Source organism: Allobosea sp. CS1GBMeth4 (assembly GCF_900185715.1).
In the GTDB taxonomy this organism is placed as follows: Bacteria; Pseudomonadota; Alphaproteobacteria; order Rhizobiales; family Beijerinckiaceae; genus Allobosea.
The window spans coordinates 1-13,943 of sequence record NZ_FYAS01000017.1 but is presented as its reverse complement, the minus strand read 5'-3'; the positions used below and the strand labels follow the sequence as shown (position 1 = coordinate 13,943).

13 protein-coding genes, 1 pseudogene and 1 riboswitch are annotated in these 13,943 nt (G+C 69.3%); of the genes and pseudogenes, 7 read left to right on the top strand and 7 right to left on the bottom strand.

Annotated elements, in window-relative coordinates:
* Positions 1-46: 46 nt before the first annotated feature.
* Positions 47-832 carry a cytochrome c oxidase subunit II gene (coxB, locus tag CS1GBM4_RS10515; RefSeq protein ID WP_244607166.1) on the bottom strand — a complete coding sequence of 262 codons (786 nt, stop codon included), beginning with the start codon at positions 830-832 and terminating at the stop codon, positions 47-49.
* 469 nt (positions 833-1,301) lie between these two features.
* On the opposite strand from coxB, the gene CS1GBM4_RS10510 reads away from it, so the two are divergent.
* From CS1GBM4_RS10510 to CS1GBM4_RS10480, 7 genes are all read left to right on the top strand, one after another.
* Entirely contained in the window at positions 1,302-1,811 is a 510-nt protein-coding gene (locus tag CS1GBM4_RS10510) for an invasion associated locus B family protein (protein ID WP_186418671.1), read from the top strand.
* Positions 1,808-2,425: a hypothetical protein gene (locus CS1GBM4_RS10505; protein WP_186418670.1), complete on the top strand. Its 618-nt coding sequence runs from the start codon at positions 1,808-1,810 to the stop codon at positions 2,423-2,425. Before CS1GBM4_RS10510 ends, CS1GBM4_RS10505 begins: the two co-directional genes overlap by 4 nt.
* Positions 2,426-2,501: 76 nt before the next feature.
* Positions 2,502-2,607: riboswitch (glycine riboswitch) on the top strand.
* A 157-nt stretch (positions 2,608-2,764) separates the two neighbouring features.
* On the top strand, positions 2,765-3,913 hold the full coding sequence (gcvT, locus tag CS1GBM4_RS10500) for a glycine cleavage system aminomethyltransferase GcvT (RefSeq protein WP_186418669.1): 1,149 nt from the start codon (positions 2,765-2,767) through the stop codon (positions 3,911-3,913).
* A 28-nt stretch (positions 3,914-3,941) separates the two neighbouring features.
* A complete protein-coding gene (gene gcvH / locus CS1GBM4_RS10495) occupies positions 3,942-4,316 on the top strand; it encodes a glycine cleavage system protein GcvH (RefSeq protein WP_186418668.1) in 375 nt (124 codons plus the stop codon).
* Positions 4,317-4,431: 115 nt separating this feature from the next.
* A complete protein-coding gene (gcvPA, locus tag CS1GBM4_RS10490; protein ID WP_186418667.1) occupies positions 4,432-5,772 on the top strand; it encodes an aminomethyl-transferring glycine dehydrogenase subunit GcvPA in 1,341 nt (446 codons plus the stop codon).
* Positions 5,772-7,346, top strand: a complete 1,575-nt coding sequence (gene gcvPB, locus CS1GBM4_RS10485; protein WP_186418666.1) for an aminomethyl-transferring glycine dehydrogenase subunit GcvPB — start codon at positions 5,772-5,774, stop codon at positions 7,344-7,346. Before gcvPA ends, gcvPB begins: the two co-directional genes overlap by 1 nt.
* A gap of 130 nt (positions 7,347-7,476) precedes the next feature.
* Positions 7,477-8,784 (top strand): L,D-transpeptidase family protein, encoded by a 1,308-nt coding sequence (locus CS1GBM4_RS10480; RefSeq protein ID WP_186418665.1) that lies wholly within the window; start codon positions 7,477-7,479, stop codon positions 8,782-8,784.
* Between the two features lie 95 nt (positions 8,785-8,879).
* On the opposite strand, the gene CS1GBM4_RS10475 is transcribed toward CS1GBM4_RS10480, so the two are convergent.
* The 6 genes and pseudogenes from CS1GBM4_RS10475 to CS1GBM4_RS10450 all read right to left on the bottom strand — a co-directional run.
* A complete protein-coding gene (locus tag CS1GBM4_RS10475) occupies positions 8,880-9,371 on the bottom strand; it encodes an ATP F0F1 synthase subunit B (RefSeq protein WP_186418664.1) in 492 nt (163 codons plus the stop codon).
* A 4-nt stretch (positions 9,372-9,375) separates the two neighbouring features.
* Positions 9,376-9,930, bottom strand: coding sequence for a F0F1 ATP synthase subunit B (locus CS1GBM4_RS10470; RefSeq protein ID WP_186418663.1), 555 nt, complete (start codon positions 9,928-9,930; stop codon positions 9,376-9,378).
* 125 nt (positions 9,931-10,055) lie between these two features.
* Positions 10,056-10,283: a F0F1 ATP synthase subunit C gene (locus CS1GBM4_RS10465; protein WP_091831801.1), complete on the bottom strand. Its 228-nt coding sequence runs from the start codon at positions 10,281-10,283 to the stop codon at positions 10,056-10,058.
* A 62-nt stretch (positions 10,284-10,345) separates the two neighbouring features.
* Entirely contained in the window at positions 10,346-11,092 is a 747-nt protein-coding gene (locus CS1GBM4_RS10460) for a F0F1 ATP synthase subunit A (RefSeq protein ID WP_186418662.1), read from the bottom strand.
* A 47-nt stretch (positions 11,093-11,139) separates the two neighbouring features.
* Positions 11,140-11,340 carry an AtpZ/AtpI family protein gene (locus tag CS1GBM4_RS24555; RefSeq protein ID WP_244607163.1) on the bottom strand — a complete coding sequence of 67 codons (201 nt, stop codon included), beginning with the start codon at positions 11,338-11,340 and terminating at the stop codon, positions 11,140-11,142.
* 487 nt (positions 11,341-11,827) lie between these two features.
* A pseudogene (locus tag CS1GBM4_RS10450) lies at positions 11,828-13,943 on the bottom strand (chromosome segregation protein SMC); the annotation flags it as partial.

The window sequence follows — 13,943 nt, the reverse complement described above, 5'->3', positions numbered from 1 at the left end:
CTCCTGCGAATTCGGTTCGCGTGAGTTCTTTACAAGAGTGTCGGGTTCAGCGGGTCGCTGCGGCGACCTTGCTGGCGGCGTCGGCCGCATTGGCGAACTTCTGCTTCGCTTCCGCGAGCCAGGCCGTGTAGCGCTCCTGGCTGACGACGCGGATGGCGATCGGCATGAAGGCGTGGTTCTGGCCGCAGATGAACGAGCACTGGCCGTAGAAGATGCCCTCGCGATCGGCCCTGAACCAGGTTTCGTTCAGGCGGCCGGGGATGGCGTCGATCTTCACGCCGAAGGCCGGCAACGCGAATTTGTGGATGACGTCGGCGCCGGTGACCTGCAGGCGGACGACCTTGCCGACCGGAACGACCGCCTCGTTGTCGACGGCGAGCAGGCGCGGCGCCTCGGATTCGGCGATCTTCTTGGTCTGGATCGCCTCGGCGCGCTGCTTCTCGTCGAGCATCAGCGAATCGAAGCCGAAGGCGGCGCCGTCCTGCGGGTATTCGTAGGACCAGTACCACTGCTTGCCGGTGACCTTCACCGTCACGTCCGCCTTGGGAACCTCGAGCTGCAGCTTGAGCAGGCGGAAGGAGGGGATGGCGATGACGACCAGGATCAGCACCGGGATGATGGTCCAGGCCACCTCGAGCAGGGCATGGTGCGTCGTCTTGGAGGGGACCGGGTTGGCCTTCTCGTTGAAGCGGAAGACCACATAGACCAGCAGCGCCAGCACGAAGAGCGTGATGACGGTGATCAGGATGTTCACCCAGTCGTGGAACCAGTGGATGAAGGTCGCGACCTCGGTGGCGGCCGGCTGCAGGTTCACCTGCCAGGGCAGGGGCATGCCGTTCTGAGCCGATGCGATGGCCGGCGCGAACGCCACCAGAGCCGCAGCGAGGGCTGCCAGCGCGTTCCTGGGAGGAATGGTCACAAATCGCATCGGTCCGACATAGCTCCTGTGATGCCGCGCGATCCGCCTCCGTCAGCTTCAAGGCAGGCGCGCGCCGGGAAGGCCACGTCTGGCTGCCCCGGTTCTTCGGGATTGCGATAAATCAAAGATCACGCTTGCGCCAGTGGGGTAATGGCACGCTGCGGCATAGTCCGTGCGGCATAAGTACGCGACATCTGCTGGATGTCGGCGATCGATCGCGGCTGTCTGCTTTCCGCCCACCTCGGGTTCGGCATCCGGGCCCAGGTGATCCTTCGCCTTGACAGGAATCGGGACCCATGGTCGGAACGCACTCTCGCTTGGCGGGGGCGCCGTTCGGCGTGGGTATGCGCGCATCCCCACGCCCATCAGGAGGAGGACAGGGATGCGCTCATCTATCGGTCCCGTGGCCGCGGCGCTCGCCGTCCTCGGCTGCGGCTTGCTCTCGGCTGCGCCCGCCGCTGCCCAGGGCGCCGTGCGCGCCACCCATGGCGACTGGCAGATGCGCTGCGAGACCCCGCCCGGAGCCAAGGCCGAGCAGTGCGCGCTCGTGCAGAACGTCGCAGCCGAGGATCGGCCGAATCTCACCTTGCTGGTGATCGTATTGAAGACGGCCGATCACAAGAGCCGCCTGCTGCGCGTCGTCGCGCCGCTCGGCGTGCTCCTCCCGTCCGGCCTCGGCCTCAAGATCGACGACAAGGACATCGGCCGTGCCGGCTTCGTGCGCTGCCTGACCACCGGCTGCGTCGCCGAGGTGGTGATGGACGACACCTTGCTCGGCCAGCTCAAGGGCGGCAAGAACGCCACATTCATCGTGTTTCAGACGCCGGAGGAAGGGGTCGGCATTCCGGTTTCTCTGAACGGATTCGGCCCCGGCGTGGAGGCTTTGCCGTGATTGATCGCTTCGCTGGCCGCATCGGCCGGTTCGCTCTGCCCGCTGCCCTGGCGCTTGTGCTCGCCGGCTGCGGCTCATCGGGTTCGTCGGGCACCGGCGAGCCCAGCGCCGCGCAGAAGCTCGGCAATATCCTCGTCTTCCAGTCGACCACGCCGCCGCCGGCCAACCAGCTGCCGACCGATGACGACGTCTATTTCGTCTGCCCGCAGGTGATCGTCGCCGATGGCGGTGCCGCGATCCGGGCCCAGTCGGGGCCGGACAGCGGCAGCCTGCGCAGCCAGGTCTCGATCACGACGGTCGCGCGCGAGTGCACGCCGGTCGGAAAGGATGGCGGCTTCACGCTCAAGGTCGGCACCGAAGGCCGCGTCCTGATCGGTCCCGCCGGCAGCCCCGGCAGCTATGGTGCGACGCTGATCGTCCAGGTGATGCGCAACAACCAGGTCGTCGCCCGGCGCAGCGCCCGCGTCGGCGGCTCGATCCCGCACGGCCAGACGGGCGTCGACTTCTCGCATGTCGAGAGCAACATCAGCGTTCCGGCCGGTTCCGGCGATGTCGAGATCATCGTCGGCCTGAGCCCGGGCGGCGGCGAACCCGCCCGGCGCCGGCGCAGGTGATCCGCACGCTGGCGTGAATTCAGGCGGGCGGGCCGATTGACTTGGCCTCTCGCTCGTCTATTGCTGGCTCAGCCGTATCATCCCCGCGGGAGAGACCGGCGCAGGACCGCACGGGTCCGGCGCCGGCGCCGAAGGCGCAACCGCCCCGGAAACGCTCAGGCCTTAAGGACCGCGCGGGAGTTGGCACTCTGGAAAGCGGCGGAGCGACGTTCCGCCCACCGACGGGGGTAACCTGCCTCGGCCGCTGGCCCGCAGGGAAATCTCTCAGGTCCCGGGACAGAGGGGGCGCGCTCCGGGCGAATCCGTCCGGGGTCCGCGCTCGATTCTGGAAGGGACGCCATGGCTGCCGCAGCCGACACTGCAAGCTCCGAGCCGCTGCTCGAGACGCCGCTCCACGCCCGTCATGTCGCGCTGGGCGCGCGCATGGTGCCGTTCGCGGGTTACGACATGCCGGTGCAGTATCCCACCGGCATCATGACCGAGCACAACTGGACGCGCGAGAATGCCGGCCTGTTCGACGTCTCCCATATGGGCCAGGCCTTCCTCATCGGCCCCGACCATGAGACGACGGCCCGCGCGCTCGAGGCGCTGATCCCGGCCGACATCGTCAACCTGCCGCCCGGCAAGCAGCGCTATTCGCAGCTGCTGAACGAGGAGGGCGGCATCCTCGACGACCTGATGGTGACGCGCTCGGCCGATCCGGACGAGGACGGCGCGCTGCTGCTCGTCGTCAACGCCGCCTGCAAGACTGCCGACTACGCCCATATCGAGGCGCGCCTTCCCGCCAATGTGAAGCTGGTCAAGGCCGAGCATCGCGGCCTGATCGCCCTGCAGGGGCCCAAGGCCGAGCAGGCGCTGGCGGCGCTCAATCCCGAGGTCGCGGGGATGCCGTTCATGAGCTTGCGCACGCTGAAGCTCGGCGGCGTCAAGGCCAATGTCAGCCGCTCCGGCTATACCGGCGAGGACGGCTACGAGATCTCGGCCGCGGCCGACCGGATCGGCGAGATCTGGGACACGCTCCTGCTCGATCCGGGCGTGAAGCCGATCGGGCTCGGCGCGCGCGATTCGCTGCGCCTCGAGGCGGGCCTCTGCCTCTACGGCCACGACATCGACACCACCACCTCGCCGGTCGAGGCGGCGCTGACCTGGTCGATCCAGAAGCGCCGGCGCGAGGAGGGCGGCTTCCCGGGCGCGGCCCGCATCCAGCGCGAATTCGCCGAAGGGGTCGCGCGCGTCCGTGTCGGCCTCCTGCCGGAAGGTCGGGCCCCGGCGCGCGAGGGCGCCGAGATCGCGACCGCAGACGGTGCGATCGTCGGCAAGGTCACCTCGGGCGGCTTCGGCCCGACGCTGAACGGCCCCTGCGCCATGGGCTACGTCGCCAGGGAGCATTCCGCGCCCGGCACCAGGCTCGACCTGATCGTGCGCGGCAAGCCGCTGCCGGCGACCGTCGCCGCGATGCCCTTCGTTCCCAACCGCTACAAGCGCTGAGCTTCACATCGTTCCGCCGGAGGACACCATGGCCGATACCCGCTACACCAAGGACCACGAATACATCCGCATCGAGGGCGATACCGGCACGGTCGGCATCACCGACTACGCCCAGGGCCAGCTCGGCGACGTCGTCTTCGTCGAGCTGCCGGCGCTCGGCAAGGCGCTGAGCAAGGGCGGCGAGGCCGCCGTGGTCGAGAGCGTCAAGGCGGCGTCCGAGGTCTACGCGCCGGTCTCCGGCGAGGTGGTCGCCGTCAACAGCGAGCTCGAGGCGGCGCCGGGCACCGTCAACGAGGACCCGGCCGGCAAGGGCTGGTTCGTCAAGCTCAGGCTCGCCGATGCCTCCGAGCTCGACGGGCTGATGAGCGAGGCCGAGTACCAGGACTACATCAAGACGCTGTGAACTGACCGCTGGCGCGTCATTCTCGTCCGGAGATCCGAGAATCTCCGGACGAGCAGGCACTGGTTGAAGAGATGCTCGGGTCAAGCCCGAGCATGACGCCATTCAAGGAACTCCCATGCGCTATCTCCCCCTCACAGAGACCGACCGCGAGGACATGCTCGCGCGCATCGGCGTCCCCGATGTCGATGCGCTCTTCTCCGACGTGCCCAGGGGCAAGCTGCTCGAGCAGCTGCTCGATCTGCCGCGCGCCAAGGGCGAGCTCGAGGTCGAGCGCATCCTCGGGCGGATGTCGGCGAAGAACACGGCGGCGGGTTCGGTGCCGTTCTTCGTCGGGGCGGGGGCCTACAAGCACCATGTTCCGGCGACGGTCGACCATCTGATCCAGCGCTCGGAATTCCTGACCAGCTACACGCCCTATCAGCCCGAGATCGCCCAGGGCACGCTGCAATATCTCTTCGAGTTCCAGACGCAGGTCGCGGCGCTGACCGGCATGGAGGTCGCCAACGCCTCGATGTATGACGGCTCGACCGGCACGGCCGAGGCGGTGCTGATGGCGCATCGCGTCACCAGGCGGCGCAAGGCGGTGCTCTCCGGCGGGCTGCATCCACACTATGCCCAGGTCGTCGAGACCCTGTCCGGGATGGCCGATGACGAGGTCGTGGCGCTCGCGCCCGATGTCCGCGCCGGCGAGGACATCCTCGGCCAGATCGACGACAGCGTCTCCTGCGTCGTCGTGCAGTCGCCCGACGTCTTCGGCAATCTGCGCGACCTCAAGCCCATCGCCGAGAAGGCGCATGCCCATGGCGCGCTGCTGATCGCGGTCTTCACCGAGGTCGTCTCGCTCGGCGCGGTGACGCCGCCCGGCGCACAGGATGCCGACATCGTCGTCGGCGAGGGCCAGTCGATCGGCAATGCCCTGAACTTCGGCGGCCCCTATGTCGGCCTCTTCGCCGCCAAGGCGAAATATGTCCGCCAGATGCCGGGCCGGCTCTGCGGCGAGACGGTCGATGCGGATGGCCGCCGCGGCTTCGTGCTGACGCTGTCGACGCGCGAGCAGCATATCCGCCGCGACAAGGCGACCTCGAACATCTGCACCAATTCCGGCCTGTGCGTGCTGGCCTTCACCATCCACATGACCCTGCTCGGCCAGGCCGGCCTGACCCGGCTCGCCGAGGTCAACCACGCCAACGCGGTCAAGCTCGCCGACCTGCTCGCCGGCGTGAACGGCGTCGAGGTCCTGAACGAGAGCTTCTTCAACGAGTTCACCGTGAAGCTGGCGAGGCCGGCGGCGCAGGTGGCCGAGGCTCTGGCCGAAAAGGGCATTCTCGCCGGCGTCCCGGTCTCCCGCCTGATCCCGGGCGCCGGGCTCGACGATCTCCTGATCGTCGCCAACACCGAAGTGAACACGGATGAAGACCGGGCGGCGCTGGTTGCGGCGCTGAAGGAGGTGCTGTGATGCTGAACCGTCAGGGACGCCCGACCCAGGCCGGCGAGGGCGAGAGCCAGCACCACGAGACCTTCACCGGCAACCGTGCGCTCGAGCAGATCGAGCCGCTGATCTTCGAGATCGGCCATCACGAGACCACCGGCGTCGACATCGAGAAGCCGGCGCCGTTCGCGAGCCGCCTCGGCAAGCATGCCCGCCAAGGCGAGATCGGCCTGCCCGGCCTCTCCGAGCCCGAGGCGATGCGCCATTACGTCCGTCTCAGCCAGAAGAATTACGGCATCGATACCGGCCTCTTTCCGCTCGGCTCCTGCACGATGAAGCACAATGCCCGCCTCAACGAGAAGATGGCGCGGCTGCCGGGCTTCGCCGACGTGCACCCGCTGCAGCCGGTCTCGACCGTGCCGGGCGCGCTCGAATTGATGCTGGAGCTCGCCCGCTATCTGATGACGCTGACCGGCATGCCGGCGGTGGCGCTGTCGCCCAAGGCGGGCGCCCATGGCGAAGCCTGCGGCATGATGGCGATCAAGGCCGCGATCGCCGCCAGGGGCGAGGGCGCGACCCGCAACGTCGTGCTGGTTCCCGAATCGGCGCATGGCACCAACCCGGCGACGGCGGCGCTGGTCGGCTTCTCGGTGAAGCCGGTTCCGGCCCGGCCGGATGGCACCGTCGCGGTCGAGGACGTCAGGGCGCTGCTCGGCCCCGAGGTCGCGGCGATCATGCTCACCAACCCGAACACCTGTGGCATCTTCGAGCCGCAGATCGTCGAGATCGCCGCGGCGATGCACGCGGCCGGCGCCTATTTTTACTGCGACGGTGCCAATTTCAACGCGATCGTCGGCAAGGCGCGCCCGGGCGATCTCGGCGTCGACGCCATGCACATCAACCTGCACAAGACCTTCTCGACGCCGCATGGCGGCGGCGGCCCGGGCGCCGGCCCGGTCGTGCTCTCGGAGCGGCTGGCCCCTTTCGCGCCGGTGCCGTTCATCCACGTCGAGAAGGGCAAGTCGCGCCTCGTCGAGCACAAGGCCGATGCGCCCGCGGGCAACGATCCATTCGGCCGCATGACCGCCTTCCACGGCCAGATGGGGATGTATGTCCGTGCGCTCGCCTATATGCTCAGCCACGGCGCCGACGGCATGAAGCAGGCCTCGGAAGACGCCGTGCTCAACGCCAACTACATCCGCGCCGGCCTCGCCGACCTGATGTCGCTGCCCTTCCCGGACCACCCCTCGATGCACGAGGCGCTGTTCGACGACGACTGGCTGAAGGGCACCGGCGTCTCGACGCTCGACTTCGCCAAGGCGATGATCGACGAGGGTTACCACCCGATGACGGTGTACTTCCCGCTCGTGGTCCACGGCGCCATGCTGATCGAGCCGACCGAATCCGAGTCGAAGGCCTCGCTCGACCTGTTCATCGCGACGCTGCGCGACCTCGCCATGGCGGCCAGGGGCAACGACAAGAGCCGCTTCACCTCGGCGCCTCACCATGCTCCGATCCGCCGTCTCGACGAGACCCGGGCCGCGCGCCAGCCGGTGCTGAAATGGGAGAGGCCCGCGCCCGTGCAGCAAGCGGCGGAGTAGAGGCGACGAAAGGGCAGGGCCCGGCGGCCGCTGCCCTTTCGTCACCGGGTCAGCCTGCCTTAAGGCTTCCTTGACCATATGCGAGGGAAGCTTCCGACGGCGTGTATGTTCGCGCCTTGGAAGCTGGCCCATGTATCGCGTTTGCCTTCGCCATGTCCTCGCCGCCGCGGTCTCCTTCGCGGCGATGCTCTCGGCGTCCCGCGCCGAGGAGCCGGGCTATGGCCCCAGGACCTATGACCGCACGCTCGAGGCGCTGATCGCGCATGAGGACATCGCCGGCCGCGGCGGCTGGCCGAAGGTGCCGGGCAGCGCGACGGCGCTGAAGCCCGAATCGCAGGGGCCGGATGTCGCCCTGCTCAAGCAGCGCCTGATGCTGAGCGGCGACCTGCCGCCGGCCGCCCTGCCGGGCGACGTCTATGATGACGTCGTGATCGCCGCGGTGAAGCGTTTCCAGCGTCGTCACGGCCTGTCAGAGCTCGGCACCGTCGGGCGCCTCACCCTGAAGGCGCTGAACGTGCCGGTCGAGGTCCGCCTCAACCAGCTCACCGCGACGCTGGAGCGGCTCAAGGGCAACGGCTTCAGCTTCACCGAGCGCTATGTCGTGGTGAACATTCCCGGCGCCAGCGCCGAGGCGGTGGAGAACGGTGCCGTCCAGCGCCGCCACCTCGCCGTCGTCGGCCGGCCCGACCGTCCCTCGCCGGTGCTCCAGGCCAGCATCACCTCGGTCAACCTCAACCCGTACTGGACGGTGCCGATGTCGATCGTGAAGGCCGACATCATCCCGCACATGCGCAAGGATCCGGGCTTCGTCGCCAAGTCGAACATGAAGCTGCTCGGCGCCGAGAACCGCGAGATCGACCCGGCGAGCGTCAACTGGGCGAGCCTGAGCAGTCCCTATTTCTATGTCCGGCAGGAGCCGGGGCCGAGCAATTCGCTCGGCCAGCTCAAGATCGACATGCCGAACAGCGAGGCGGTCTACATGCACGACACGCCGAAGAAATCGCTGTTCCGCAACGATGTCCGCTTCAACTCCTCCGGCTGCGCCCGGATCGAGGGCGTGCGCGATCTGGCGGCCTGGCTGCTGGACGGCACGGAATGGACGCCGGCGGCGATCGAGGCCGAGATCGCCAAGGGCGAGCGCAGGAACATCCCGCTGAAGAAGGCGGTGCCGGTCGCCTGGGTCTACATGACCGGCTGGCAGGACGCCGAGGGGCTCGTGCAGTTCCGCGACGACATTTACGGGCTCGACACGCCCCAGGGCATCGTCACCTCGACGATCCAGCCGCGCCGGCCCAGGCCCAGGCCCGCCGCGGCGCCGGCGGCGCCCGCCATGGCGAAGCTGCCGCAGCCCGTCGGGAGGCCCGCCGCGCCGAAGGCCGCAGCGGCTCCCGCCTCCGCGCCGCTCCCGCCGCCGGGAACGGCCGTCGCCATTCAATAGGGCGGGCGTCTCAGCCTCGTTCTACATGGCAGACATGAAAACGCCGCGGCCTGAAGGCCGCGGCGTTGTTCGTCTGGTCGTCCGGGAGCGGCGGCTCAGTTGAGCTTGGCGCGCACGTCCTTCAGCCCGGCGGCGATCAGCTCGGCGCCGGCCTTGCCGGCGACCTGGCCGCGCAGGATGAGCTCGGCGGCGCGCGTCGCGGCCTCGGCGGCGGCGGCTCGGACCTCGGCGGTGGCCTGGGTCTCGGCCTGGGCGATCTTGTCCTCGGCCGACTTGGTACGCCGGGTGACGAACTCGGCCAGCTTCTCCTCGGCCTCCTTGGCGAGGCGCTGGGCCTCGTCCTTGGCATTGGCGACGATCGCCTCGGCCTCGGCCTCGGCGGCCTTGCGCTTGCCCTCGTACTCGGCGAGCAGCAGCTCGGCCTCGTGACGCAGGCGCCGCGCCTCGGCCAGCTCGCGGGCGACGAGCTCGCCACGAGCGTCGAGTGCGCCGGTCAGGCTTTTGACGGCACCCATCTTCACCGCCATGGCGATGAAGACGATGGTCGCGACCAGGACCCAGAAGGTCGGATTGCTCAGCAGGGTCATCTCGTCAGCCTCCCAGCGCGGTCTTCACCGCCTTGGCGGCGTCGGCCGGGGCCGGAGCGGCCCCGGTGAGGCGGCCGACGATGGCGCCGGCCGCGTCGGCGGCGATCGCCTCGACATGGCTCATCGCCTCGGTCTTGGTGGCGACGATCTTGGCCTCGGCGGCGGCGAGCTTGGCGGCGAGGTCGGCCTCGACGCTCTTGCGACGCTCGGCGCTGTCGGCATTGACCGTCTCGCGCGTCTCCTGCGCGATCGCCTGCGCCCTGGCGCGGGCCTCGGCGAGGGACTTCTCATAGGCCTGGCCGGCCTCTTCGGCCTTGGCCTTCATCGCGGCCGCCTCGTCGAGATCGTTGCCGATCTTGCTGGCGCGCTCCTCGAGGATACCGCCGAGGCGCGGCACGATGACCTTGGCGGCGAGCCAGTAGAGAACGCCGAAGGTGATCGCGAGCCAGAGCAGCTGCGAAGCGAAGGTTTCGCCCTGGAAGGGCGGGAAGCCGCCGCTGTGGGCGGCGTCAGCGCCGCCATGGGCGGTCGTTCCGGTGGTCGTGGCTGGCGCTGCCATCACTGAACCTCATCCGGCCGCACGAGCCCGGATGGTTCGCACGGCGATACGGGAAGGGAGGCGGGAGCCCGCCGCGAGACGCCGATGAGGACGTCGCCCGCGGCGGGCTCGGGTCGTGGTCGCGATCAGACCGCGAAGAGCAGCAGCAGCGCGATCAGCAGCGAGAAGATGCCGAGCGCTTCGGTCAGCGCGAAGCCGAGCAGCAGGGTGCCGCGCTGGCCGTCGGCCGCGGACGGATTGCGCAGCGCGCCCGAGAGGAACTGGCCGAAGAGGTTGCCGAGGCCGATGCCCGCGCCGGCCATGCCGAGGCAAGCGAGACCAGCGCCGATGTACTTGGCTGCGACGGGATCCATTGAAAAGCTCCTTAGGGGGAAGGTTGTGGCTTAGGAGGGGTGAACTCGAGGATCAGGGCCGCTCAGTGGCCCGGATGCAGGGCATCGTGCAGGTAGATGCAGGTCAGCACCGCGAAGACATAGGCCTGCAGCGCGGCGACCAGGAACTCCAGCGCGATCAGAGCGATGGTCAGTGCGAGCGGCAGCGGCGACAGGATCGCCCAGCCGCCGGCGAAAAGCAGCGTCGCCACGAAGCCGGCGAAGATCTTCAGCGCGATGTGGCCCGCCAGCATGTTGGCGAAGAGACGGACCGACAGGCTGATCGGGCGCGAGACGAAGGAGATCACCTCGATCGGCACCAGGATGATCAGCATCAGCGGGTGGACGCCGCCCGGCACGAACAGGCCGAAGAAATGGGTGCCGTGCTTGTAGATGCCGTAGACGATGACCGTGAGGATCACGAGTGCGGCGAGTGCCGCGGTGACGATCAGGTGGCTGGTGACGGTGAAGGCGCCGGGGATCATGCCGAGCAGGTTGCTGACCAGCACGAACATGAAGAGCGAGAACACCAGCGGCAGGAACCTCATGCCGTCATGGCCGGCCGAGTCTCTGACTGTATTGGCGACGAACTCGTAGCCCATCTCTGCCAGCGACTGCAGCCGCCCCGGCACCAGCGAGCGGTTGCGCGTGCCGTAGACGAAGAGCAGCGCGATGATGGCGACAGCGGCGACCATGAACAGGGCGGAATTGGTGAAAGCGATTTCGCTTCCCCCGATCTTGCCGAGAGACACGATCGGTTTGATCTCGAATTGCTCGATCGGACCAGCCATCGTTCGCCCTGTCTCCGCCACAAGAAGGCCCGTTTCGGGGCCGAACCTCAATTCTGCGCGCCCGACTTATCGTCAGAGCGCGATTTCATCAAGCCCGCTGCGCGCACGACGTTCATCACGCCAGCGCCGAAGCCGAGCATCAGCAGGACGATCATCCCGAAGGGCGCCGTCCCGAGCCATTTGTCGACGGCCCAGCCGAGCCCGCCGCCGACGATGATGCCGGCGACGAATTCCGTGGAAAGCCGCATCGCCTGCCCGATTCCGCTGGAATCGGACGGAGCGGCTTCCCGCCGGATCTCGGCTTCCGTCTGGTTGGTCGCACGCTTCAGGCCCGCATCGAGCGATTTGAGCCGGCTCTCCAGGCTCGCATCCTCATCCGCGGGCCGCCCCGGACCCGAACCTTTTCCGTCCTGGCCCGTCATCGCCGCTTGACCACCGTCATGGCACGACCCTTCCGTGCTCGGTTCGCGAAGGAACCGGACGATACCGGATTTGTCGCTGATTTGCGCTGCCCGGACCGGCCGATCCGCTCGCGGACGACTCGGGACGGGTGCTCGTCGGATTGCCGATCGCTCCGTGCGATGAAAAAGCCCCGCCGCCCGGAAAAATCGGGCGAACCATATTGACGGCTCGACAGGGTGTCAAGGCGAGTTGTTTGCAGCTAATCTATTGGAAAAAAAACGATTCTACGATTCGGGCGGACGCCGGCGACGATTTTGCGCGCTGCGGTGGAAGTCAGACCGCCTCGCGGATGCGCTCTGCCGTGGCGAGGTCGACCGAGACCATCTGGCTGACGCCGCGCTCGGCCATGGTGACGCCGAACAACCGGTCCATGCGCGCCATGGTGATCGGGTTGTGGGTGATCAGGATGAAGCGCGTCGAGGTGTTGCGCGCCATCTCCTCGAGCAGGTCGCAGTAGCGCTCGACATTGGCGTCGTCGAGCGGCGCGTCGACCTCGTCGAGCACGCAGATCGGCGACGGGTTGGTCAGGAATACCGCGAAGATCAGCGCGGTCGCGGTCAGAGCCTGCTCGCCGCCGGACAGCAGCGTCATCACCTGCGGCTTTTTGCCCGGGGGGCGCGCGATGATCTCGAGCCCGGCTTCGAGCGGATCGTCCGAATCGACCAGCGAGAGCTCGGCCGTGCCGCCGCCGAACAGGACGCCGAACAGATGCTGGAAATGGCCGTTGACGATCTCGAATGCGGCAAGAAGCCGCTCCCGGCCTTCACGGTTGAGGGCGCCGATCGCCTGCCGTAGGCGCCTGATCGCCTCGGTCAGGTCGTCCCGTTCGGTCGCGAGGCCGCTGCGCTTGCCCTGGACCTCGGTCAATTCGTCCTCGGCGCGCAGGTTGACCGCGCCCAGCCGCTCGCGCTCGGCCTTGAGTCCGCCGAGCCGGCGCTCGACATCGTCCGCGTCCGGTGGCGTCTCTCCCGCCTTCAGGCCGGCGAGCCGATGCAGGCCGGCAACCTCGGTCTCCAGCCCGTCGACGATCTGGCGCGCGACGTCGGCGAGGCGCTGGCGCGCCGCCTCCAGCCTGGCTTCGGCGCTCGCCCGGCCCTCGCGCGCCGCCGAAAGCGCTTCCAGCGCGGCGCGCGCCTGCCGGTCGGCATCCGCCTGCGCGACCTCGCCGGCGGCGAGCCTGTCGGCGGCGCTGCGACGGGCGCCTTCGGCCGTCTCGATCTCGGCGAGAAGCCGGCGACGCTCGACCAGGAACGTGTCCGGGGCCTCCAGCAACGCCTTGTGCTCGGCCGCCGCCGTCTCGATTCGCCGACGGGTGTCGGCGGCGCCCTGTTCGCTCGCCACCGCCCGCTCGCGCCAGGCGCGCAGGTCCTGTGCGATCGCCTCACGCCGGCGGCTGCGCAACTCGGCTTCTCGCGCCTGCGTCTGCACCTGCGCCCGCGCTTCGGAGGCCGCGGCGCGGCGCTCGCCGAGTTCGGCCCGGGCGGCGAGCAGGGCGCTCTCCAGCTCGGGCGCCGGCGCGAGGCCTTCCAGGTCCTGAGTCGCGGCCTGGGCGTGGGCCTGCGCATCGGCGATGTTCTGGCCGAGCCGGCCGATCGCTTCGGTCAGGGCCGAGCGGCGGGCCGCGGTCTCGCCGGCGCGACGCTCCGCCTGGGTGAGGCGCTCGCGCGCCAAATCGAGGTTGCGCCGCGCCTCGCGGGTCGCCTCCAGGGCCCTGGCTTCGGCCTGCGCAGCCGCCTTGGTGCGCTCGCCCGCCTGGTCGAGGCCGTCGCGGGCCGCCTCGGCAGCCTCGCGTGCGCCTTGCGCCTCGCGCTCGAGATCGCCGAGCCGGTTCTTCTCCGCGAGCCGGCGGGCGGCGGGCGAGGGCGCCTCGGCGGCGCTGGTGAAGCCGTCCCAGCGCCAGATGTCGCCCTCGCGCGAAACCAGCCGCTGGCCGGGCAGCAGCTTCGCCCGCAATGCGGTTCCGTCCGGCCGGGCGACGACCCCGATCTGGCGCAGCCGCCGGGCGAGTGCCGCCGGCCCGCGCACATGGCTGGCGAGCGGCTCGACGCCGTCCGGGAGGGCAGGGTCGCTCTCGCCGCCGCCGCTGTCGGACCAGTGCGCCGGCGCCGCCGGATCGGCGGAGGCGTCGAGATCGTCGCCGAGCGCCGCGCCCAGCGCGGTCTCGTAGCCCTTGGCGGCCGCGATCGCGTCGAGGATCGCCGGCCAGCGTCCGCCCGCCGCCGGGGCGAGCAGCTTCTGCAAGGTGCGGACCTCGGTTTCGAGGCGCTGTGCCTTGCGGTCCGCCTCCGCGACCGGCCCGCGCAGCCGCGCCTCGTCCTCGCGCGTGGCGGCGAGGGCGCTGCGTGCCGTCGCCGCCGCCGCATCGGCGCCCTGCATCGCGGTCTCCGCC

Excerpts from the sequence above, each read along its gene's own strand:
- coxB (WP_244607166.1), bottom strand. The coding sequence starts at position 832 with ATGCCCCTGCCCTGGCAGGTGAACCTGCAGCCGGCCGCCACCGAGGTC.
- CS1GBM4_RS10510 (WP_186418671.1), top strand. The coding sequence starts at position 1,302 with ATGCGCTCATCTATCGGTCCCGTGGCCGCGGCGCTCGCCGTCCTCGGC.
- gcvT (WP_186418669.1), top strand. The coding sequence starts at position 2,765 with ATGGCTGCCGCAGCCGACACTGCAAGCTCCGAGCCGCTGCTCGAGACG.
- gcvH (WP_186418668.1), top strand. The coding sequence starts at position 3,942 with ATGGCCGATACCCGCTACACCAAGGACCACGAATACATCCGCATCGAG.
- gcvPA (WP_186418667.1), top strand. The coding sequence starts at position 4,432 with ATGCGCTATCTCCCCCTCACAGAGACCGACCGCGAGGACATGCTCGCG.
- gcvPB (WP_186418666.1), top strand. The coding sequence starts at position 5,772 with ATGCTGAACCGTCAGGGACGCCCGACCCAGGCCGGCGAGGGCGAGAGC.
- CS1GBM4_RS10480 (WP_186418665.1), top strand. The coding sequence starts at position 7,477 with ATGTATCGCGTTTGCCTTCGCCATGTCCTCGCCGCCGCGGTCTCCTTC.
- CS1GBM4_RS10475 (WP_186418664.1), bottom strand. The coding sequence starts at position 9,371 with ATGACCCTGCTGAGCAATCCGACCTTCTGGGTCCTGGTCGCGACCATC.
- CS1GBM4_RS10470 (WP_186418663.1), bottom strand. The coding sequence starts at position 9,930 with ATGGCAGCGCCAGCCACGACCACCGGAACGACCGCCCATGGCGGCGCT.
- CS1GBM4_RS10465 (WP_091831801.1), bottom strand. The coding sequence starts at position 10,283 with ATGGATCCCGTCGCAGCCAAGTACATCGGCGCTGGTCTCGCTTGCCTC.
- CS1GBM4_RS10460 (WP_186418662.1), bottom strand. The coding sequence starts at position 11,092 with ATGGCTGGTCCGATCGAGCAATTCGAGATCAAACCGATCGTGTCTCTC.
- CS1GBM4_RS24555 (WP_244607163.1), bottom strand. The coding sequence starts at position 11,340 with ATGCGGCTTTCCACGGAATTCGTCGCCGGCATCATCGTCGGCGGCGGG.